Annotated in this window: 20 protein-coding genes and 1 riboswitch; of the genes, 4 read left to right on the top strand and 16 right to left on the bottom strand. The window is 37.2% G+C overall.

Translation table 11 applies throughout. The features are described from left to right. Positions 1-13: 13 nt before the first annotated feature. Positions 14-198: riboswitch (cobalamin riboswitch) on the bottom strand. A 54-nt stretch (positions 199-252) separates the two neighbouring features. Together H5118_RS02680 and H5118_RS02675 are read right to left on the bottom strand one after the other, a co-directional pair. Continuing rightward, positions 253-1,047, bottom strand: coding sequence for a hypothetical protein (locus H5118_RS02680; protein WP_024595949.1), 795 nt, complete (start codon positions 1,045-1,047; stop codon positions 253-255). A 188-nt stretch (positions 1,048-1,235) separates the two neighbouring features. Continuing rightward, positions 1,236-1,718 carry a YajQ family cyclic di-GMP-binding protein gene (locus tag H5118_RS02675; protein WP_024598605.1) on the bottom strand — a complete coding sequence of 161 codons (483 nt, stop codon included), beginning with the start codon at positions 1,716-1,718 and terminating at the stop codon, positions 1,236-1,238. Positions 1,719-1,870: 152 nt separating this feature from the next. On the opposite strand from H5118_RS02675, the gene H5118_RS02670 reads away from it, so the two are divergent. Together H5118_RS02670 and H5118_RS02665 are read left to right on the top strand one after the other, a co-directional pair. Then, entirely contained in the window at positions 1,871-2,224 is a 354-nt protein-coding gene (locus tag H5118_RS02670) for a VanZ family protein (protein ID WP_076923583.1), read from the top strand. Then, positions 2,217-3,119 (top strand): ketopantoate reductase family protein, encoded by a 903-nt coding sequence (locus H5118_RS02665; RefSeq protein ID WP_182747701.1) that lies wholly within the window; start codon positions 2,217-2,219, stop codon positions 3,117-3,119. The genes H5118_RS02670 and H5118_RS02665 overlap by 8 nt, the downstream gene beginning before the upstream one ends. 25 nt (positions 3,120-3,144) lie before the next feature. On the opposite strand, the gene thiI is transcribed toward H5118_RS02665, so the two are convergent. Both thiI and H5118_RS02655 read right to left on the bottom strand, forming a co-directional pair. Beyond that, on the bottom strand, positions 3,145-4,602 hold the full coding sequence (gene thiI, locus H5118_RS02660) for a tRNA uracil 4-sulfurtransferase ThiI (protein WP_182747699.1): 1,458 nt from the start codon (positions 4,600-4,602) through the stop codon (positions 3,145-3,147). Positions 4,603-4,698: 96 nt separating this feature from the next. Next, entirely contained in the window at positions 4,699-5,352 is a 654-nt protein-coding gene (locus H5118_RS02655; RefSeq protein WP_007581663.1) for a TetR/AcrR family transcriptional regulator, read from the bottom strand. Between the two features lie 198 nt (positions 5,353-5,550). Here H5118_RS02655 and coaD point away from each other — a divergent pair, with 198 nt between their 5' ends. Beyond that, positions 5,551-6,042 (top strand): pantetheine-phosphate adenylyltransferase, encoded by a 492-nt coding sequence (gene coaD, locus H5118_RS02650; protein WP_182716086.1) that lies wholly within the window; start codon positions 5,551-5,553, stop codon positions 6,040-6,042. Between the two features lie 32 nt (positions 6,043-6,074). Here the strand turns inward: coaD and H5118_RS02645 are convergent, their stop codons facing one another. The 10 genes from H5118_RS02645 to argC form a co-directional block, all read right to left on the bottom strand. Beyond that, entirely contained in the window at positions 6,075-6,593 is a 519-nt protein-coding gene (locus tag H5118_RS02645; protein ID WP_182732745.1) for a hypothetical protein, read from the bottom strand. Position 6,594: 1 nt separating this feature from the next. Beyond that, positions 6,595-7,122, bottom strand: coding sequence for a hypothetical protein (locus tag H5118_RS02640; protein WP_182732746.1), 528 nt, complete (start codon positions 7,120-7,122; stop codon positions 6,595-6,597). A gap of 503 nt (positions 7,123-7,625) precedes the next feature. Beyond that, positions 7,626-8,150 carry a hypothetical protein gene (locus H5118_RS02635; RefSeq protein ID WP_182747697.1) on the bottom strand — a complete coding sequence of 175 codons (525 nt, stop codon included), beginning with the start codon at positions 8,148-8,150 and terminating at the stop codon, positions 7,626-7,628. Positions 8,151-9,114: 964 nt separating this feature from the next. Continuing rightward, positions 9,115-9,648 (bottom strand): hypothetical protein, encoded by a 534-nt coding sequence (locus H5118_RS02630; RefSeq protein WP_182747695.1) that lies wholly within the window; start codon positions 9,646-9,648, stop codon positions 9,115-9,117. Between the two features lie 13 nt (positions 9,649-9,661). Beyond that, positions 9,662-9,871 carry a hypothetical protein gene (locus tag H5118_RS02625; protein WP_149602223.1) on the bottom strand — a complete coding sequence of 70 codons (210 nt, stop codon included), beginning with the start codon at positions 9,869-9,871 and terminating at the stop codon, positions 9,662-9,664. Between the two features lie 259 nt (positions 9,872-10,130). Continuing rightward, the gene (gene argH, locus H5118_RS02620) at positions 10,131-11,996 is read right to left on the bottom strand and encodes an argininosuccinate lyase (protein WP_149602222.1); all 1,866 of its coding nucleotides are present in this window, start codon (positions 11,994-11,996) and stop codon (positions 10,131-10,133) included. A gap of 51 nt (positions 11,997-12,047) precedes the next feature. Continuing rightward, a complete protein-coding gene (locus H5118_RS02615; protein ID WP_154903484.1) occupies positions 12,048-13,250 on the bottom strand; it encodes an argininosuccinate synthase in 1,203 nt (400 codons plus the stop codon). After that, positions 13,247-14,179: an ornithine carbamoyltransferase gene (locus tag H5118_RS02610; protein WP_002958764.1), complete on the bottom strand. Its 933-nt coding sequence runs from the start codon at positions 14,177-14,179 to the stop codon at positions 13,247-13,249. Before H5118_RS02610 ends, H5118_RS02615 begins: the two co-directional genes overlap by 4 nt. Before the next feature lie 7 nt (positions 14,180-14,186). Then, positions 14,187-14,954 (bottom strand): acetylglutamate kinase, encoded by a 768-nt coding sequence (gene argB, locus H5118_RS02605; protein ID WP_002958765.1) that lies wholly within the window; start codon positions 14,952-14,954, stop codon positions 14,187-14,189. Beyond that, a complete protein-coding gene (gene argC / locus H5118_RS02600) occupies positions 14,955-15,965 on the bottom strand; it encodes an N-acetyl-gamma-glutamyl-phosphate reductase (RefSeq protein ID WP_024596072.1) in 1,011 nt (336 codons plus the stop codon). A 224-nt stretch (positions 15,966-16,189) separates the two neighbouring features. On the opposite strand from argC, the gene argE reads away from it, so the two are divergent. Further along, positions 16,190-17,338, top strand: a complete 1,149-nt coding sequence (argE, locus tag H5118_RS02595; protein WP_149602219.1) for an acetylornithine deacetylase — start codon at positions 16,190-16,192, stop codon at positions 17,336-17,338. Positions 17,339-17,391: 53 nt separating this feature from the next. Here argE and H5118_RS02590 read toward each other — a convergent pair whose 3' ends face one another. Further along, positions 17,392-18,324, bottom strand: a complete 933-nt coding sequence (locus H5118_RS02590) for a hypothetical protein (protein WP_182747693.1) — start codon at positions 18,322-18,324, stop codon at positions 17,392-17,394. A 75-nt stretch (positions 18,325-18,399) separates the two neighbouring features. After that, positions 18,400-19,785, bottom strand: coding sequence for a DNA repair protein RadA (gene radA / locus H5118_RS02585; RefSeq protein ID WP_002958769.1), 1,386 nt, complete (start codon positions 19,783-19,785; stop codon positions 18,400-18,402). Positions 19,786-19,893 lie beyond the last annotated feature (108 nt).

The raw sequence follows: 19,893 nt of genomic DNA, 5'->3' as shown, positions 1-19,893 counted from the left end.
GCAAAGATTTAAGTAAGTAAGATTGCATCAAGGCCGGTCTCCGGACTCAGTAAGCACATAAAAACATGCAATACTCTACCGTTGCGGGGGCAGTGTTGGGCTTGTAGTCATCATGAAAACGCACCAACTTCCCGATTATCCTGCTAAAAAAATCATTACATGAAGTGGCTAGCAAGCACCTTGAAAATATGCCGTCATTGTGAGCATTTTGTTTACAAATGTCAATGGACGTCTATATAGCTAAAAGCTATTTCAGTTCAGTGCTGTATTATTATAGCTTGAAGGAATACCGTACTTATCAAGTAGCTTCTGAAGTTGCATTTGTGTAGTAGGTAAATTTAATATTTCATCCATTTTGCGACTAGATATTTTATTTGATTGTGAGTTAATCAAAAAATGTGTTTCATACACTGCATCTGGTACGTCACTCTTAAATAGTAAATCCATATTTAAGATATTCTGCTTTTTAAAATACTGATAAGCAATACTGTTTAAAACCCCGACTTCAGCGCGCCTTAATAGCAGCATTTTAACTACATTGAATTCATCGATTGTAAGGCTTACCTGGTGCTCTTCTCTCAAGTATTCGGCATTTGTATTAAATCCTGCAAATTGATACGAGTACCCTAAAACCCCAACTTTGGTTAATTTGTCCAGATTGTCAAAATAAGTTTGTTCTGATGCATTCTCTTTGAGTGTATAAAGCTCGTTTTTGGTGATGGTATAAAATTCAGTTTTTTCAATGTTTTTCTGCGTTGTTTTTGGCAGCCATTGCATTGCCATTAAAAATAAAACGTCGAAGTTATTTTTTTCAACAGACAAAGTAAGCCTTTTTACAGGTAAAGAAATAAGTATAAAGTTAAATTCCTCCTGTGCGTCGTTTAAAATATTAATAAACTCAGGAGCAAAGCCCTGCTTTTTTTGCGCGTTAATAATAATCGGAAAGTAGCCATCTTCGACCAATACATCAATATCAACTGGCTTTGATAAGCTTGGCTTGGTAAATATAAGCAAAACAAATAACAGAAATAATTGATGGGGTCTCATTTTAATACCTTCTAGAGTGAAATTTTTATTATATTCAATTAAATATAATAGCTTAAATATCAAAAGGTGGATTAATACATGCAGAACTACGAGAGGATAAGGTGGGAAAGTTGTAAAAAATTAAGTAGCTTTAATCTGTCTGCAAATATAGACAAATTAAAGCATTTTTATTAAAAACAGTTTATAAATTAGTCGCGAAAGTTTTTAAACTGAAAAGGCTGACCTAGTTCAGCGCTGCGTACTACTTGCATAGCCTCTTGAAGATCGTCACGTTTTTTACCCGTTACACGTACTTCTTCGCCTTGAATAGCAGCTTGAACTTTAACTTTAGAGTCTTTAATGGCTTTAACTACTTTTTTAGCCATATCTTTTTCGATGCCCTGTTTTAAGCCCACATTACGAAAAACATTTTTACCTGCGCGGCTAATATCTTGAAGTTCCAAGCTTGATACATCCATACCACGCTTAGATATCTTGCTTGCTAAAATATCAAATAATTGCATAACCTGAGAGTCTGCTTCAGCTTTAAGCTTAATTGTTTTATCATTTAGCTCAATAGATGCATCAACCCCTCTAAAGTCAAAGCGGGTCTCTAGCTCACGATTTGCATTATCAACTGCGTTTTTAGCTTCGTTCATTTCTACTTCAGATACAATATCAAATGAAGGCATTGGTTTGCTCCTAACTATTTAATCTTAATTTTATGTCGCAATTATAACGCTAAAATTATAAATATTTACATTTTTCTGCATCTTGTTCAGGTGCGATACTAATTTAGTTTGATATAATCCAGTTTCTTTTTTAAGCGATTTTAGGATTTGTCGTGACAAGGCGTGTTTATCAAGCAATTTTTTTAATCAGCATAGTAGCTTTTACCTTTTTATTTGCCAAAGAAGTAAAAGGTGGCGTTGTAAATTTATTTCCTCATGTTGATAAAGTCGCCCATTTTGGGATTTTTTTTATACTAGCCATAATAATGGATAAAGCGTTTAAGCTTCCTCTATATGCGCAAATACTTTTATTGGCTGGTTATGGCGCTTCTATAGAAATAATGCAAGATGCACTTCCATATAGGCAAGCATCACTCGGTGATTTTTTTGCTGATTTTGCAGGTGCTGCAAGCTACTTTTTACTTAGAGTAATTTTTACACCTCGAAAAAAGAATCCATATGGCTAATATTTTAATTGTTGGCGATGGTGCTATTGGCTTGTTACTTAGCCATTTTCTAAGCGCGTCGCATAATGTCAGTGTTTTAACTCGCAAGAGCCCAACAAATACCCGCTTTTATAGTCGAGGTAAAAGCGCATCTAAAAAAATTGACGCACAATTTATTTCATTAAATCAGCTAAATAAAGCAGCTGAATTTGATGTTGTTTTATTTACCGTTAAAGCCTTTCAAGTACTTGATGCATTTTCACAAATAAAGCTACTTTTACCAAATCATTGCACTGTTGTACTTTCGCATAATGGAATGGGTAATGTTGATGAGGTAAATAGCCAACTAAGCACTCACCAAGCGCTCTACTTTTTAACTACAAGCATAGCGGGCTTTAAATCAAACCAATACATTGTGCAGCACACTGGTGAAGGGCAAAGCGTTATTGGTGCTTGTAATGAATTAGCTCTTCAAAATAGTGCGCCAATAGCTGATATTTTTAAAGTAATACCCAACCTAAAGTTTACTAATAACATTCAGCAGCTTCGCTTTGAAAAACTACTCGTAAATATTGCCATTAACCCATTAAGCGCTTTAAATAATGTAAAAAATGGTGAATTACGCGCGCCTAAGTACAACGCTATAATTTTTAATGCACTCACTGAAGCATGCAATATAGCAAAGGTACAAGGGCTTAATATTCCATTAATTAAAGCACTTAACACTGCTTATAAAATAATGGAACTAACGTCTGACAATTACTCTTCAATGCAGCAAGACGTAGCGCATAGCAGAGAAACTGAAATATCAGCTATATGTGGCTATATTAGCCAACAAGGTAAACTCCACGGTATTCCAACACCTTACAATGATGAGTTACTTGCTAAAATTCAGGCAAAAAAAAGCGTGGTATAAACCACGCTTATATAAGTTTTTTACTTTACGGACGATAAACTTTTACAGTTTCAAAGCCCTGTTCGTGCAGCATAAGTGCCTGTAGTTGGCTCATTACACCTCTATCACAATATAAATAATAGTCAGTGTCTTTTGGTAAATCACCAAACTTAGTCGCCAGACGAAAGAACGGTAAATGCACCACTTCAATACCATCAATTTCTAAGGGTGCAGCTTCTTCTTCCTCAGGAGAGCGAATATCAACTACTACAGAGCCTATAGGTAAATCAGCAACCGACTCAGCTTCTTTAAGTTCTTGCTTAGCTTCTACATCAATATCACGCACGTCCATTATACGTGCATTATTTACAACAGTATCAAGCACATCAAAGTCGAATTTTTCTTCCTCACCAAGAATAACGTCTATTTTGGCTTTAACCGTTGGCTTTTTAGAAATAACACCACAGTATTCAGGCATTGTTTCTGCCATTTCGGCTGTACCAATTTGGCGAGCAATATTAATAATTTCTTGCTTATCGTGTTGAATAAGCGGACGTAAGATAAGCGTTTCAGTAACACGGTCAATCACGCTTAAATTCGCTAATGTTTGACTAGATACTTGGCCAATACTTTCACCAGTGACAAGTGCCTGAATGTTTAACTTTTCGGCAATTACACTTCCCGCGCGCATCATCATACGTTTAAGTACAACACCCATTTGGCTGTTTTCAACGTTTTCTAATATTTCAGCAACAACAGGTTCAAAATCAACCGTTACAAATTTAACTTTATGCGTAGAGCTGTATTTTTTCCATAAATAGTAACTTGCTTGCTTAACGCCAATTTCGTGGGCTGCGCCACCAAGGTTAAAGAATAAGAAGTGTGTGCGCGCGCCTTTACGAATCATTTGGTAACTTGCTACGCCAGAGTCAAAACCACCCGACATAAGCGAAAGCACATCTTCTTGCGTTGGCAGCGGAAAACCAGCCATACCAAAATGTGTTTGCGAAACAATGTAAGCTTTATCATCTTTTACTTCTAAGCGTATTGTTACTTCTGGGCGGCTAAGCTTTACGCTTGCGCCTTCGATATGTTGATTTAATCCACCACCAACATAACGCTCTAAATCAGTTGAGGTAAAGTCGTGTTGACCTATACGCTTTGCACGAACACAAAAGGTTTTACCTACAATTGTATGACCAACTAACGCTATTGTTTTTTGGTAGATATCATCAAGAGTTTCGAATTGTGTTTCGGTTACTTCAATAAATTGAACAATGCCAGGGATGCGTTTAAGGCTATCGATAAAATCAAGACGAACTTGTGCGTCTTCAAGTTTCGTAACAACTGAAATGTTATCCCAGTTATTTCTTACTTGTACTTTTTCGTCAACACGTCGCAATACAATTTTAATGTTATTTTCTAACACTTTAGTAAAGCGTTTACGGACCGAACGGCTTTTAATGGCTATTTCAGGATGTAGTTTGACGATAAATTTAAGCATAGTTCACTCTTAGACTGCGGGAATTCGCGCTCCCAGGCATTTGGCGCGGGATTATAGCAAAAAATTCAGCGCCTAGGAAACAACCAAGAGCAAAGGCTAAACAACAGTTGGGGCTTGTTGTGCTAATTCAGTATATTTTTCGCGTAGCAGGTTCATTTTATCAATGCTCTTATCGGTACTGTACGCTCTAAATAATGTAAGTACTTTTAAAATACCATGATATATATCTTGCTCAGCAAGCGTACCACTTGGCCTACGGGCTTTAATATAAGGCGTCCAAAAACTAACCGTTAACTTTAGTGTATGTGCTAAATCAATGACATCCTGCTCATCAATAGCAATCATTTCACTGTCGCGAAGTCCTAAAATAATTTTACGAACTTGCTCTAGTAATTCTAGTTGAAAATCAATATAAGCTTGTTTTAAATCAGCATCTCTAGAGAGAATATCACCGAGATTGTCGTAAAAAAAATGATAGCGCCACATCAGCTCAAATAGCGAATCTAGGTAAGCCGTTAAATGATTAAATGCATCATCATCTTTATTTATTGGTTTAAAGTGAGTATTTAAATGATCGCGATACAACGCAAAAATATGACGGATAATGTCTTCTTTATTTTTAAAATGATAATAAAGATTACCCGGGCTCATCCCTAAGTTTGATGCAATATGATTTGTCGTTATTGCACGCTCACCATTTTCGTTAAACAACAAAATACTGGTGTGTATTATTTTATCCTTGGTATTCATATGCTAATACTCAAATTATCTATAGGCTAGATTACACTCAAAAGAGGTAAACAGTATAAACAAATATGAATCATTAAAACACTCAAACCTTGGACTGACCTGTTCAAAGAAAGTAAGTGTTTATATGCTCTATTCGCTAGGCTGCTTTGTAGCATAAACACTGTTAAACTAGCGCTAAAATCATAAATAGTGAACATTATGAAAGTTATTGCAATTTACCCCGGCACCTTTGATCCACTAACCAATGGTCATACAGATCTTATTCAACGTGCAGCTAAAATGTTTGATACTGTATTAGTTGCGGTTGCGAACAACCCAAGTAAAAAACCCTGTTTTAGCCTTGAAGAACGTGTTGAACTTGCAAACTCTATTTTAAGTCACTTAGATAATGTTAAGGTCATTGGTTTCTCTGGCTTATTGGCTGACCTTGCGCGCGACCACAATGCTAATGTGCTTATTCGTGGTATTAGGGCTGTATCTGATTTTGACTATGAATTTCAATTAGCTAACATGAACCGCCGTCTGAATCCTGATTTAGAAAGTGTATTTTTAACACCCGCAGAGCGAAATTCATTTATTTCATCAACGCTCGTTAAAGAAGTAGCACGTCACAATGGTGATGTAAGCGAGTTTGTAGACCCTGTAATTGTCAAAGCGCTAAAAACTAAATTGGGCTGTGGTGCCCAATAACACTTCCCGAATTAGCGCATAACTTGTATGCGCTAATTCGGCTTTTGTATAGATGATGATTTTAATTTTTTAATTAACCAAACAAGTTTTAGCAAATCTTTATTGATAATTAATATTAGTGCCATCGTAATATCAATAATAGGCATAAGAAAACCATACAGCATCCACAGCCACCAAAAGTCCCAATTGCCATAAAGAGTATTATCAATATACATGCTCATAAACAGTGAGGCATTGATACCAAGCCCTACAATAAGATAATAAAATCCGTACGGTATTTTGCGTCCTAAAAAAATACGCCACATAAAAATAACGGCAATTGTTAGTACATCAAATATAAACATCTTTAAATGCGGAGCTGCAGTAGTTATGTCCATAAATAAACTAGATGTGTACGAAGCCATCATAATAAAGCTAAGGTGAACTCGGCTTTTATCTTGCTTATTAATGGCAATTGATAGAGTGAACAAAAAAGCAAAAACAAAAAGCCATGTAATAAGTATTCCAAAATACACGTTAATTGAATTTAATTGCCAAAATAGATCCTCCATTCTATTCAACCTTTTGATGATTGCTTTTTCTACGATTAAGTAAATACCGTTTTAATGAAACCAAACCTAAAAAGTCTTTATTAATTAGGAGAACTAAAAGCATCGTTAAATCAAAAATTATTTGCCCTATTGCATATAAGGCCCAAAACCACCAGTAGTCTAAATTTCCTAAAACAATACTGTCGTAGTGCATTCCAAAAAAAACAAATGCGTTAAAGCTAAGTCCGACTAAAAGATAATAAAAGGCTACGGGGAGATTTTTACTAAAGTATATCCGCCATATAATCAGAAAAAATATAGTTACGATATCAAATATAAAAAGGGTCAAATGGGGTGTGTTGCTCAAGGGATCCATAAAAATACTAGAGGTGTAAGATACCATCATAATGAATGCAAGCTGTGTGCAGCTTTTGTCAGACTTGTTAATGCTTGCAGACAAATTATATAAAAAAGCGAGTACAAAAGACCATGTAGTAAAAATGGTTATATAGTCGTATAAACCAGCCAGCTGCCATAAAAAATCAAGCATTGCGTGACCTTTTAAATTTTTCAGTTAAAAATTTAGTAAGCTTAACTAGACCTAAAAAATCTTTGTTAAAGATAAGCGCTAATGGCATTATCAAATCTGTAAAGTACATACCAAATACATAAACGTTCCAAAACCACCAATAATATAGAGTACCTAAAATCTCTATATCGTAATGCATAGCTAAAAATAAAGATGCGTTAATACTCAAACCAAAAACAAGATAATAAAATGCGTTAGGAATTGGGCCACAACTGCAGTACCGAAACGTAAAAATAATAATTAGAGTTACAATATCGAAGTAAAAATAGTTTAAGTGAGACACTATAACCATATCGAACAGTGTACTTAAGGTATACGAAATCATCATAATACCAGAAAGGTACATTGTATTTTTATAGGGACTGTTTATGCTTGCTGACAAATTATAAAGAAATGCAATTACAAAGAACCATGTAATAAATATACCTACATAATCTCTAATCGCTACCAGATCCCACAGTATTTCAGCCATCATGCCCCTTTATGAATTTATTATTTCGCAACCACCCTTTTAGTTTATACAAACCTAAAATATCCTTATTGATGATTAATACCAATGCCATTGTAAAGCCGACAAAATACATTCCAAAAATATAAACTGTCCAAAACCACCAATAGTAAAGAGTACCTGCAATTTCAATATCGTAATGCATACCTAAAAATAAACATGCATTAATAAAAAGCCCTACAATTAAATAGTCAAAAGCAATTGGTACTAATTTTTTATATATAAATCGCCAAAGTATCAGGGCGCTAATAGTAGCAAGATCATAATAGAAGTAATTTAGGTGAGGATTTTCAATCAGTGGATCCATAAAAAGACTAGATATATATGAAACCATCATTATAAATGAAAGATGCGCTCTACTTTTATCATTTTTATTAATACTCGCTGATAGATTATATAAAAATGCGATTAGGAAGAACCATGTAAATAGTATTGCTACGTTGTATCCTAAATCTACCAGACCCCAAAGTATATCAGCCACTACTTCTATTCCTTTTCATAATACTATTGTGGAACCATATTTTAATTGCAGCTAAAGCTAAAAAATCTTTGTTTATAAAAAATATAGCTAGCATCATAAAGTCGGCTAAATTAACAACAATTGAATAAAAAAACCAAAACCACCAAGGTTCGTAATTATTAAAAACTGACACATCTATATACATACCAAGAAATAATGATGAGTTTATAATCAACCCTAACAACAAGTAGATCGATATAAGATTTTCAATAATGAACAACCTTAAAATAATAATGGCGAAAATAGTTGTTATATCAAACAAAAAGAGCTGAAGATACGATATGTGTTGTATATCTATAAACAGGCTTGAGGAGTAAGAAATTGACATAACAAATGATAACCATACAGCTTCTTTTCTAGGTTTGTTAATACTTATAACTAATGAGTACAAAAAAGCCATTAAAAAGCCCCACTGTACAAATGCACCTATGTAAAAAGAAATGGCTGGATTAACTAGAATATTATCCATTATTTTTGAGATTTTTGTTGAATACTAGTGACAGAATCATTAAAACATCGAACATATTTACACCAACAGAATAAACACTCCAATACCACCAAGGCTCATAGTTATACAAGACGTATAGATCGTAATGTAATATTAAGGTAAGCACAGCATTTATTATTAACGCAAAGATGATGAAGTGAAAAGCCATAGAGCGGTGAAGTACTTTAAAGTGCTCTAAAATTAATAAAGCTAAAATAGTAACAAAATCGTAGAGCATCGAGTTTAAATATAAACCTTCTAATAAGTCTATATAACCACTAGAAACATATGAGCAGAGCATAAGCGCAGATAAATAAACAGGAGACTTATTTTCTTTATTTATCGTAGAGGTCAAACAATACAGAAAGGCCATTAAAAAGCCCCACTGAGTGAAGGCTTGTACATAAACCATAAGGGGTTCAGTAACGTACATTTTAGCTACGTTGTTGGTTGTGTTTTACTCGTTTTAAACAATCGAGTTAATTTTCTTTTTATACCGTGTAGACCTAAAAAGTCTCTATCTACAATGAGAGCTACGACCATTAAAAAATCAATAATATTTACAGAAAACTGATAAACACTCCAAAACCACCAAGATTCAAGATTTTTATTAATATACACATCTAAATACATCAATAAGAAAAATATAGAATTAACAGAAAGACCTATAAGTAGGTATAAAAATGAAGGTGTAGTTTTTTTGATAAATGAAAATGCGATAGCTAAGCATAAAATTGTAGATATGTCGTAAATTGCCCAATCAAAATAAGTCGTATCGTAATATGAAAGCCAAGTAAATATATAATCTGTTGCAGTATAGGAAATCATCATAATGAATGAGCTGAGCAATAGTGTGGTATCCCTTTTAACATCTAAGCTATATACAAAGATATTAAAAAAGAATGCCATCAAAAAAGCCCACATTGAGAAGGCTGACAGCGAAAACAAACCAAAAAACTCAGCTAAAAACATTCAATACCTTGTATTACTTAGGGCGAGTGCCTGAACCACCTGAAAGGATTGCAGCGCCACCACGCTGTAATTCATTACTCGCAGCAGTCATCGCTTCTTGTGAGAAGCTTACTGTATCAGATTGCAGGGTTTTAGGGCTAGCAGTTTGTTCCATTGCAGGCTTTAATTGTTGTGTTTTGTTGTATGCTTGCATTTGTAATTGGCTATTAGCTGAAACTTGCATGTGATTGATCCTTGTAAAAGTTTTAATTATATTTGGTGCAACTTTTAACCACATTATTATGTAGATAAATGCATTACCTGTTTTAAGCAGTGATAGCTATTTTGCTATCTATCTTATACAAAGCAACCAATGTGCCAACTTTTTTTGACGCATTAAAATTCACTAAAAAAATATAATAAAACCAAACAACTCCGACCAGTTTACTGCAAATATAAAAAAACGCACAGGGATAACCGTACGTTTTTTGTATCCAGGGAGTTTAAGCTACGTATTTACACGGGATCTCCGCACGTGTACTTAGCTTCAAAATATATTCCATTGCTACTTCGTCACAATTTTCTTTACGAAGGCAAAGTTCACAATCTTTCATTACTTTTTCAGGCAAAGAGTCTTTGCTACAAAAAGTAAAACGTTGTTGTTCAAAAAAATCGGGTACACGGGTCAATACAATAACTCGGTTAAGTGCCAATTTTTTGGCTTTAGCAAGTAGGTGCTCTACAAGCTGTCTACCCTGCCCCGTCACTTTACTTTTTGGGTCTATACCCAATGAGCGTATTTCAGCAAGGCCGGTATCGTAAATGTATAACGATGCACAGCCCGACACTTTTCCATTTATTTCAGTAACTGCAAACTCGTTAATAGAGTGCACCATATCGCTTTTTGCACGAGGTAGGTTTTCGCCTACCGTTGCCCAATGCTGTATAAGTGTGGCTATTGCCTCTACATCATCTAAATTTGCATCACGTACCGTTATTTGCTGTTTTTTTTTGGCTTCTTTAACAGCATTAGTTACTTGCTCAATAGACGTCCCCCCAAGCGCTTGACGCGCTTTTATACACGCATCAATTTCAAGTACTGGGTAAACATCGTCTTCAAATACAGTGTTTACTGATTTGTACTGCTCAAGTGATAGCTCCTCAAGCGTTTTACCTTCGCTAATCGCAAGCTGTACAAGTACACCCACAATGTGATGCCCTTCTCTGAATGGCACACCTTTAGCAACTAAGTAATCAGCAAGCTCGGTGGCATTAGCGTGGCCGCCTTTTGCCGCTGCTAACGTTTTATCGCCATTTACTTTTACGCCTTTAATACATGCTTGCGCCATATGAATACATGCAAGCCATGTTGGCATAGCGTCAAACAGGCCTTCTTTGTCTTCTTGCATATCTTTATTGTATGCAAGTGGCAGTGCCTTTAATGTCATCATCATAGCGCTAAATGCACCAAATACACGTCCGGTTTTACCGCGAATAAGCTCGAGTGCATCAGGATTTTTTTTCTGAGGCATGAGCGATGAGCCTGACGTGACGTTATCAGCAAGCTCTATAAATCCGGCTTCACCCGAATTATAAAAAATCAGATCTTCAGACATACGAGATAAGTGAATCATCGAAATAGACGCACAACTTAAAAGATCTAACACGAAGTCACGATCAGATACGCCATCAAGGCTATTTTTTGTAGCCGCTGTAAAACCTAATCCGTGGGCTAATGCTTGGCGATCAATCGGATAAGCTGTACCAGCTAATGCACCACTGCCTAATGGGCAAAAATTCATGCGCGCTTTAGCATCTTGCAGGCGGCTTTCATCGCGCTCTAGCATTTCTACATACGCCATACACCAGTGGCTAAACAATACTGGTTGTGCGCGCTGTAAATGCGTGTAACCTGGTAATATTGTGCCAAGCTCACGCTCTGCAAGCGCTACAAACTCGCCTTTTAGCTGTGCAATGGCATCTAGTAAATGATCGGCTGTATCACGGCACCATAGTCTAAAATCGGTGGCAACTTGGTCATTACGGCTTCGGCCTGTATGTAATTTTTTAGCTAAATCACCTACTTTTTCAATTAGAGCAGCTTCAACATGTGAATGAATGTCTTCTGCACCTGAAGTAGCAACTGATTGTGGATCAGCTTTAACTTCTTCAAGTAGCTCATTTAATGCAGCAACTAATTTTGTATGCTCATCACTTGAAAGTACATTTACCTGTTCAAGTGCACCAGCCCATGCCACAGAGCCAATAATATCTTGCTCTGCTAACTGGTAGTCAAAGGGAAGAGAGTCGTTAAATTGCTTAAACGCCTCATCTGGACCCGTAGAAAAACGTCCGCCCCATAATGCCATGAAATCTCTCCAAACCCTGTAATGCCCCTTTTATAAGGGGCTATAAATAATTTACTTTTTAGCCAATGCTGAAATTCTGCTTGAAAGCGAGAATAAACGAATAAAGCCTTCAGCGTGTGACTGGTCATACACATCATCTTCGCCAAATGTAGCAAATGCTTCGCTGTATAAGCTATTTGGTGATTGCTTTTGAACCGCAGTTACTTGACCTTTATATAGCTTAAGTACCACTTCACCTGTTGCCACTTTAGAAAGTGCTTCTGCACCAGCTAAAATAGAATCTTTAAGTGGTGTAAACCAACGTCCGTCGTATACTAAATGTGAAAATTCACCACCTAGTACTTCTTTCCATTTACGGCTTGCTTTATCAAGCACTAGCTCGTCAATGGCTTGAAGCGCAGCCATAATTACTGTGCCACCTGGTGTTTCATAACAACCGCGTGACTTCATACCTACTAAACGGTTTTCTACAATATCAACACGTCCAACGCCATGAGGCGATGCAATATCGTTTAATTTAACTAAACAGTCATATGGTTTAAGTTCTTCGCCATTTACAGCAACCACTTCGCCTTCAACAACTTTTAAAGTTACTAGTTCTGCCTTATCTGGTGCTTGCTCTGGAGAGTTAGTCCAAGTCCATACTTGCTCAGTTGGTTGGCACCATGGATCTTCAAGCTCACCACCTTCGTGCGAAATATGCCAAGCGTTAGCATCACGGCTATAAATTTTTGTAGCAGATGCTGAACACGGAATGTCACGCTCTGCTAAGTAATCAAGTAATGATTCACGACTCGATAAGTCCCACTCACGCCATGGCGCAATTACTTTTAAATCTGGAGCAAGGGCTGCAAAACATGATTCAAAACGAACTTGGTCATTACCTTTACCAGTACAACCATGAGAAAGTGCATCAGCACCTACTTTACGTGCAATTTCAACTTGTGCTTTAGCAATAATAGGACGCGCCATAGACGTACCTAGTAAATAAGTACCTTCGTAAATCGAGCCCGTTTTAAGTGTTGGATAAATGTAATCACTTACCATTTCATCTTTTAAATCAACTACGTAACATTCTGAAGCACCTGAAGCGATTGCTTTAGCTTCTACGCCTTCAAGTTCTTCTGCGCCTTGACCTACATCCGCTACAAACGCAACAACTTCACAACCGTAGTTTTCTTTTAACCATGGCACGATAGCCGATGTATCAAGACCACCTGAATAGGCTAAAACGACTTTTTTAATTGAACTCATAGGTGTTCCTTAACAAAATTTGGATTTAGTAATGTAACTAGCAAAGCATTTTGCGCGTGCATGCGATTCTCTGCTTGTTGAATAATTTTCGATGCTGGACCATCCATTACCTCAGAGGTAATTTCAAATTCACGGTGTGCCGGTTGGCAATGTAATACCGTAGTTGCACCGGTTTGATCTAGCAATGCCTGATTTAATTGATAAGGCATATATTTTTCTTTAACTTGCTCAAGCGGTGTTGTATCACCCATTGATACCCATGTATCTGCATATACAACGTTTGCACCAACAGCCGCTTCAACACGGTCACTTACCATCACTGATGCGCCATTCATTGCCGCTATTTGCTCTGCCTTTTTAAGGATTTGCGAATCAGGCGAGCTGCCTTTTGGCGTTACAGCAACAAAATCAGTGCCAAGCGTTGCCGCTAAAAGCATTAATGAATGAGTTACATTGTTGCCCTCACCTAAGTAAGCCACTTTAAGCTCGCTCACATCGCCGTGAACTTCTTGAAGCGTTAAAAAATCAGCAAGCGCTTGGCATGGGTGGTATAAATCACACAAACTATTTACTACCGGTACTGATGCGTATTCACCTAATGTAGTTAATGTGCTGTGCTGATTTACGCGTGCAACAATACCATCGGCCCAAGTAGAAATATTAAGTGCGAAATCTTTAATTGATTCACGTGCACCCATAGCGCCATTTTGCTGATCTAAATAAACTGCATGGCCACCAAGGCGGTTAATACCTATATCAAACGATAAGCGAGTACGTAAACTTTGTTTTTCAAACAATGTTACGATTGATTTTCCCGCTAATACATTGCTGTATTTTTCTGGTTTTGCTTTTATATCTTGCGCTAACTTTAATAAATTAAGTGCGCCTTCTTGGTCTAACTCTAAACCCGTTAAAAAATTCTCAAACATAATAAACCTATGGTGTAATCTTAGTTCCGACATGCTCGCCTTGTAGCAGAGCAGTTAAATTTTCTGGCTTTTGCCAGCTGGAAATATACACACCGCGTCGTAAATGTTGGGCAGCGTGAAGGCTGGTCTTAACTTTGACCTCCATCCCGCCCACAATTACTCCATTTGTAATTAAAGTATCAATGTGTTTTGTGTCAAGTTGATGTAACGGCTGTTTATTTTCATCAAGCACTGCTTCAACATCCGTCATAAAAATAAGCTCGGCATTTAAGTTACTAGCAATAGCCGCTGCTGCTTCATCTGCATTTACGTTGTACCAAAGCCCTTGCTCATCAAAGCCTATAGAGCTAACAATGGGTAGGCGACCGATTTTAAGTAAATCATTAACAATAGAATCGTCGTTGCTTTTACATTTACCCACCAAGCAAAGCGCTTTTAGCTTTTGAGTGGCAGTAACACCTGCCTCAAAAAGACTTAAGCCGACAGGCTTGTGCCCAGCACTAATAGCTTGAGTCATTAATTGTTTATTAGCGCAACCTGCAAGCGCACCCACTATATAAGGCATTTGCTCTGCTGGGCTAATACGTAATCCTTGGTGTTTAGCACTGGCAAAACCCGCTTGTTTTAACCATGTATCAACTAAAGCGCCACCGCCATGTACAATCACAAACTCATCATTTGTTTGCTCATTTAATACATCAAACAACGCTTTTGCTGCATTTTCTGTATTAAGTACTGCACCACCTAGTTTAATTACCCACGTTTTTTTACTCATTTAAAACGCTCCTTTTAAACCAGTGGTATGATCTAAATTCATAGAAATATTAATACACTGCAAAGCTTGTCCAGCAGCGCCTTTTAATAAGTTATCAATAGCAGACATCACAATTAACTGCGTTCCTTGTTGCTGCCAGCCAATATCAACAAATGGCTGCTTAGCTACACCTTTAATTGAAGGTACTTTATCGCCTAATAAACGAATTAATGGCTCGCTCGAAAGTACTTGATAAGCCGATGCAACGTTTTCCTTGGTAACGCCTGGCTTAAGCTGTACATAAATAGTTTCTAAAATACCGCGCGGAAAATTACCTAGATGCGGTGTAAACAACACTTTGTGGCCAAGGTGTTGTTCAATTTCAGGGCCGTGGCGATGGTTAAACAAACCATAAGGTGCAAGCGACACTTCACAAAAATGCGTTCCTACACTGGCTTTACGCCCTGCGCCTGTAACGCCCGAAACCGCATTAATAATAATACTTTCGCTGCTTAATAAGCCTGCTTGCTTAAGCGGTTTTAGCGCATTAAGCGCTGCTGTTGGGTAACAGCCTGCAACAGCAATTAGCTTTGCATTAGCGATAGCATCATGGTTCCACTCAGCTAGACCGTAAGCCGCTTCATTTAAAAGCTCTGGATGTTGATGCTCAAAACCATAGTAAGTAACGTAGTCGTCATTGCTTGCTAAACGATAGCCACCAGATAAATCAAATACCTTTTTACCCATAGCTAAAAATTGCGGCGCTAGATCAACACTTACTTTGTGATCGGTACATAAGCATACGTAATCAGCATCACTTTGAATGTCATCAAAAGCTGATACGCTAAGAGGAAGTAAAGGGCAGTCTAGTAAGCCAAGGTGCTCTGGGTATAAATCACTTAGCAATTTATTTTTATCTAAGCTACCCTCAGATACATAACAGCCTGTTAAAGTTAAGTTTGGATGCTTAGCAACTAAACTTGCTAACTCTGCGCCGCTGTATCCGCTTGCGCCAATAATCACTACATTCATTTGTTACTCGTTATCTTAAAATTAATTACTACTTATCTATAATGTTCGCTTAAACTAGCTTAGACGCTAATTAAGTCTTTTTTATTAATGAATTTTGATTATCGTCGCATTATTTTCATGGCGTTACTTTTAATATATTTATGCTTAAAAAGTGAATTGATATTCATCATAAATACTTTTATATTGTTATGCAATTAAATTGAATAATAATTTTGGATTTTTTTATGCCTTTGCCTTCGTTTATTTCCATGTACCAACAATTGATTGCAGCCCCTTCTATTAGTGCTATTGAAGACAACCTGTGTATGAGCAATAAAAACGTAATTGAACTCCTAGCCAGTTGGTGCGAAACAATCGGTTTTACGTGTGAAATTATAGAATTAGAAGGAGGTAAAGGGCGCTATAATTTATTAGCAAAACGCGGAGAAGGTGATGGCGGATTAATGCTAGCTGGTCATACCGACACAGTGCCTTTTGATGACAGTCGTTGGAATCATAATCCATTTAAACTTACCGAACTCGATAACAAATTGTATGGGCTAGGAAGTATTGATATGAAAGGTTTTTTTGCTTTTGTATTACAAGCGATTAGTGAACTTGATGAAAAGCAGCAAACTCAGCCTATTTTAATCCTTGCCACCGCCGACGAAGAAACAACGATGGCTGGTGCACAACAAATATGTAAGCACCCGAATTTAAAACCTGCGCGTTGTATAATAGGCGAACCTACTGATATGACGCCAGTATTTATGCACAAAGGCCATATGAGTACAGCAATAAGAGTGGTTGGTCGCTCTGGGCATAGCTCCGATCCCGAACGTGGTCTTAACGCCATTGAAGTAATGCATAAAGTGATTACAAAATTGATGATCTTAAAAGAACAATTAAAGCATAAGTATTCAATAAACCACTTCGAAATCCCTTATCCAACATTAAACTTAGGTAATATTCATGGCGGCGATAACGCGAATAGAATTTGTGGTTGCTGTGAAATGCATATAGATATGCGCCCATTACCAGGTTTAAGTGTACAAGAACTACAAGCATTAGTACTCGATGCAACGAAAGAGATAAATCAGCAATACCCAAATGCGGTGAGCGTTATTGATTTACATGAACCAATACCGGCATTTAGTGGGAGCACCGACAGTGCTTTAGTAAAAATGGCTGAAAAAATAGCGGGGCAAAAAGCGGTCGCAGTAAATTACTGCACTGAAGCGCCGTTTATCCAGCAACTCGGTTGTGAAACGATTGTAATGGGCCCAGGCTCAATTAACCAAGCACACCAGCCTGATGAATTTTTAGCGATGGAAAAAATAAAACCATCACAACAAATAATCACTGATCTTATAAAAGCAAATTGCTTTAGCTAATAAGATTACAATAAAGGCGCCAATTGGCGCCTTTATTAATACAGAACTAAGGCCTAATCACCTTTAACTTCTAAGTTAATAAACTTAACTAGCTCTTCAGGTTGCCCTACTAGCATCATAACTTGTTGGTTAATTTCCATCATAGTTTTACCTTCAGGTAGCTTTGCAGACACACTGAATGAATTTAAACCTTTCGCAAAGCTAGTTAAAGCCTCTGCAATATCTTCAGTTACAGGAGCTTGTTGTAACTGTTGCTCTAGCGTCATTTCCATTTGCTCAAGCGTCATACCTTGCTTTTCAAGCTCGCTTGAGAGTAAATCTTTTAATTTACCCTGGTTATTTAAGGCAAAGCTAACATTACGCGGCTCTAATTTACTCATTGCTTGCATAACAAGTGTTTGCTGCTGTAATTCTTGCTCATACGTCAGCGGTTGATCACCCGCTTCTTGCTGCGCCTTGCTAATAGCCAATGAAGCATCCATTAACGCTTTTGAATTAGCTAAACCCATATCCATATTAAAACTAACAATGTCTTTTGCATCAAGCTTAACTACTACATCACTATTGCCAGACTCTTCATCGTAATCAAGTGATGAATGTAAGTCGTAACTTGCCGACGCTAACATTTCGTTTGCATCAGCTGGTAATTTTGATACGAAGCTTTTATCAAACTGAAAGCTTTTTACATCAAATGATGTATGTGGTGATATTTTATCCGGCTCGTAGCCAGTTATTTCAATGCTTTGAATATTAGCAACATTGTCACCTTCAGGGCTTATTACTTCCATGTTTGTTATTTCTACACTCTTTGAAATAACACTTGCCGATAAACCAGCGTATTTAAATGTAGCGCCAGTTTGCTCGCTTACTAAAGCAAGTTGCTTATCTACTTCTGCACGCACTTCTTGAGTTGCTACGTAGTTTGCGTAACTAACACCACCCACGCCTGCGGCCACAAGAGCTGCAACTATAACTAATTTTTTCATGTCATTTCCTTATTTAATTCTTTCTATAAAGTGTCTCAACTTAAGAGTAACACTGAAGAACATCACCGATAAGTGTTAATTAATCAAACTAAGTAACTCATGTACGGTTTTTACAGGGGTAATTTTAGCGCCTAGCCCTTCCATCGATTTATGGTAATTGCGAAATGGAATATATATTTCTGTAAAACCATGTTGTGCAGCCTCTTTAACACGCGGTACACCACTGTCTATTGGGCGTACATCGCCGTTTAAGCTAAGTTCTCCCATAATACACGTGGTACGAGGTACAACAAATTCGTTTAAACTGCTAAGTAACGCGGTTACTAATGCTAAATCGATGCAGGTTTCTGTCTCATCAATTCTTAAACCACCCACAATATTAAAAAACGTATCGTGAAATATTTTAGTTTTAGTATGCTTACGTAATATACCGGTCAGCATTTTTATACGATTCATATTTAAACCAACACAAACACGCTGCGGAAATTCAGCTTCTGTTTCGGTAGTTAAACATTGAATCTCAAGCAATAAATTACGATTCCCTTTACGAATACAGGTAATAGTAGAGCCAGGTGAGTCGGTGGTTGAACCCGATAAAAATATTTCACTTGGATTATCAACGCTTAACATTCCACGTTCACACATTTTAAAAATGCCAACAGTATCAATATCACCAAAGCGGTTTTTATTTGCCCTAAGGGTTCGTATTTGCCCATCGTTGGTATCTATGTGTAAAAGCGCATCAACAATATGTACAAGTGTTTGAGGGCCTGCTATTTCGTTATTTTTATTTACGTGAGCAATAATGAACATGGTTACATCATTTTGCTTACAGTACTGAGTTAATGCTTGGGCGGCGCTTTTTACCTGCGAAGGCGAACCTGGGCTACCATTTGCCGTATCGGTTACAACAGCTTGAATAGAGTCAATAACAGCAAACTTAATTTTATTTTTCTCGAGCTCTTCGATGATGGTTTCAACGCTCGTTTCTGAAAGTAAATAAAGCTCGTCCGGGTTATAGTTTAACTTTAAACGATTTACCCTGTTTTTAAACTGCGATAAAGATTCTTCTGCCGTACAGTAAAGTGACGGCATCCGTTGTGACATTCTCGCCACTAGGTCAGATAGCAAAGTTGTCTTACCCGCCCCCGGATCGCCGGAAATTATATTAACAGAGCCAGTAGTCACCCCGCCGCTTAGTACGCGATCAAGCTCGCCGATTTCAGTTAGCTGCTTTTCAGCCTCTGATGTAGCAATATCATTGATTTTTTTAGAGCCACCACCAACACCACCAGCATAACCACCAACGTTTGCTCGTATTGATGCTTTTTTACTGTGCCCTGCTGAAGGCTTAAATTCCGCTAATGTGTTCCACGCACCGCAGCGACATTGACCCTGCCAACGTTGATAGTTCATGCCACATTCGGTACAAACAAATTCTACTTTTGCCGCTTTAGCCATTGATAACTTTACCTACTATTCTTTAATTAAAAAAAATTCTTACTATTAAGCGCTTATTTTGCCATTTCAGGCATTTACTTAGCAACAAACTCTTGCCTGCTTAAAAAT

Origin of the sequence: Pseudoalteromonas sp. SR41-1, assembly GCF_014164015.1 — a bacterium.
In the GTDB taxonomy this organism is placed as follows: domain Bacteria; phylum Pseudomonadota; class Gammaproteobacteria; order Enterobacterales; family Alteromonadaceae; genus Pseudoalteromonas; species Pseudoalteromonas distincta.
Note: the sequence above shows the minus strand (reverse complement) of the source record. Positions and strands in the feature narration are given on the sequence as shown.

What these genes read in the sequence shown, in the direction of transcription:
- H5118_RS02630 (WP_182747695.1), bottom strand. Translation starts at nt 9,648, where the DNA reads ATGTTTTTAGCTGAGTTTTTTGGTTTGTTTTCGCTGTCAGCCTTCTCA.
- coaD (WP_182716086.1), top strand. Translation starts at nt 5,551, where the DNA reads ATGAAAGTTATTGCAATTTACCCCGGCACCTTTGATCCACTAACCAAT.
- H5118_RS02610 (WP_002958764.1), bottom strand. Translation starts at nt 14,179, where the DNA reads ATGTTTGAGAATTTTTTAACGGGTTTAGAGTTAGACCAAGAAGGCGCA.
- H5118_RS02675 (WP_024598605.1), bottom strand. Translation starts at nt 1,718, where the DNA reads ATGCCTTCATTTGATATTGTATCTGAAGTAGAAATGAACGAAGCTAAA.
- H5118_RS02680 (WP_024595949.1), bottom strand. Translation starts at nt 1,047, where the DNA reads ATGAGACCCCATCAATTATTTCTGTTATTTGTTTTGCTTATATTTACC.
- argC (WP_024596072.1), bottom strand. Translation starts at nt 15,965, where the DNA reads ATGAATGTAGTGATTATTGGCGCAAGCGGATACAGCGGCGCAGAGTTA.
- H5118_RS02645 (WP_182732745.1), bottom strand. Translation starts at nt 6,593, where the DNA reads ATGGAGGATCTATTTTGGCAATTAAATTCAATTAACGTGTATTTTGGA.
- H5118_RS02655 (WP_007581663.1), bottom strand. Translation starts at nt 5,352, where the DNA reads ATGAATACCAAGGATAAAATAATACACACCAGTATTTTGTTGTTTAAC.
- argE (WP_149602219.1), top strand. Translation starts at nt 16,190, where the DNA reads ATGCCTTTGCCTTCGTTTATTTCCATGTACCAACAATTGATTGCAGCC.
- argB (WP_002958765.1), bottom strand. Translation starts at nt 14,954, where the DNA reads ATGAGTAAAAAAACGTGGGTAATTAAACTAGGTGGTGCAGTACTTAAT.
- H5118_RS02640 (WP_182732746.1), bottom strand. Translation starts at nt 7,122, where the DNA reads ATGCTTGATTTTTTATGGCAGCTGGCTGGTTTATACGACTATATAACC.
- H5118_RS02625 (WP_149602223.1), bottom strand. Translation starts at nt 9,871, where the DNA reads ATGCAAGTTTCAGCTAATAGCCAATTACAAATGCAAGCATACAACAAA.
- argH (WP_149602222.1), bottom strand. Translation starts at nt 11,996, where the DNA reads ATGGCATTATGGGGCGGACGTTTTTCTACGGGTCCAGATGAGGCGTTT.
- H5118_RS02590 (WP_182747693.1), bottom strand. Translation starts at nt 18,324, where the DNA reads ATGAAAAAATTAGTTATAGTTGCAGCTCTTGTGGCCGCAGGCGTGGGT.
- thiI (WP_182747699.1), bottom strand. Translation starts at nt 4,602, where the DNA reads ATGCTTAAATTTATCGTCAAACTACATCCTGAAATAGCCATTAAAAGC.
- H5118_RS02615 (WP_154903484.1), bottom strand. Translation starts at nt 13,250, where the DNA reads ATGAGTTCAATTAAAAAAGTCGTTTTAGCCTATTCAGGTGGTCTTGAT.
- radA (WP_002958769.1), bottom strand. Translation starts at nt 19,785, where the DNA reads ATGGCTAAAGCGGCAAAAGTAGAATTTGTTTGTACCGAATGTGGCATG.
- H5118_RS02665 (WP_182747701.1), top strand. Translation starts at nt 2,217, where the DNA reads ATGGCTAATATTTTAATTGTTGGCGATGGTGCTATTGGCTTGTTACTT.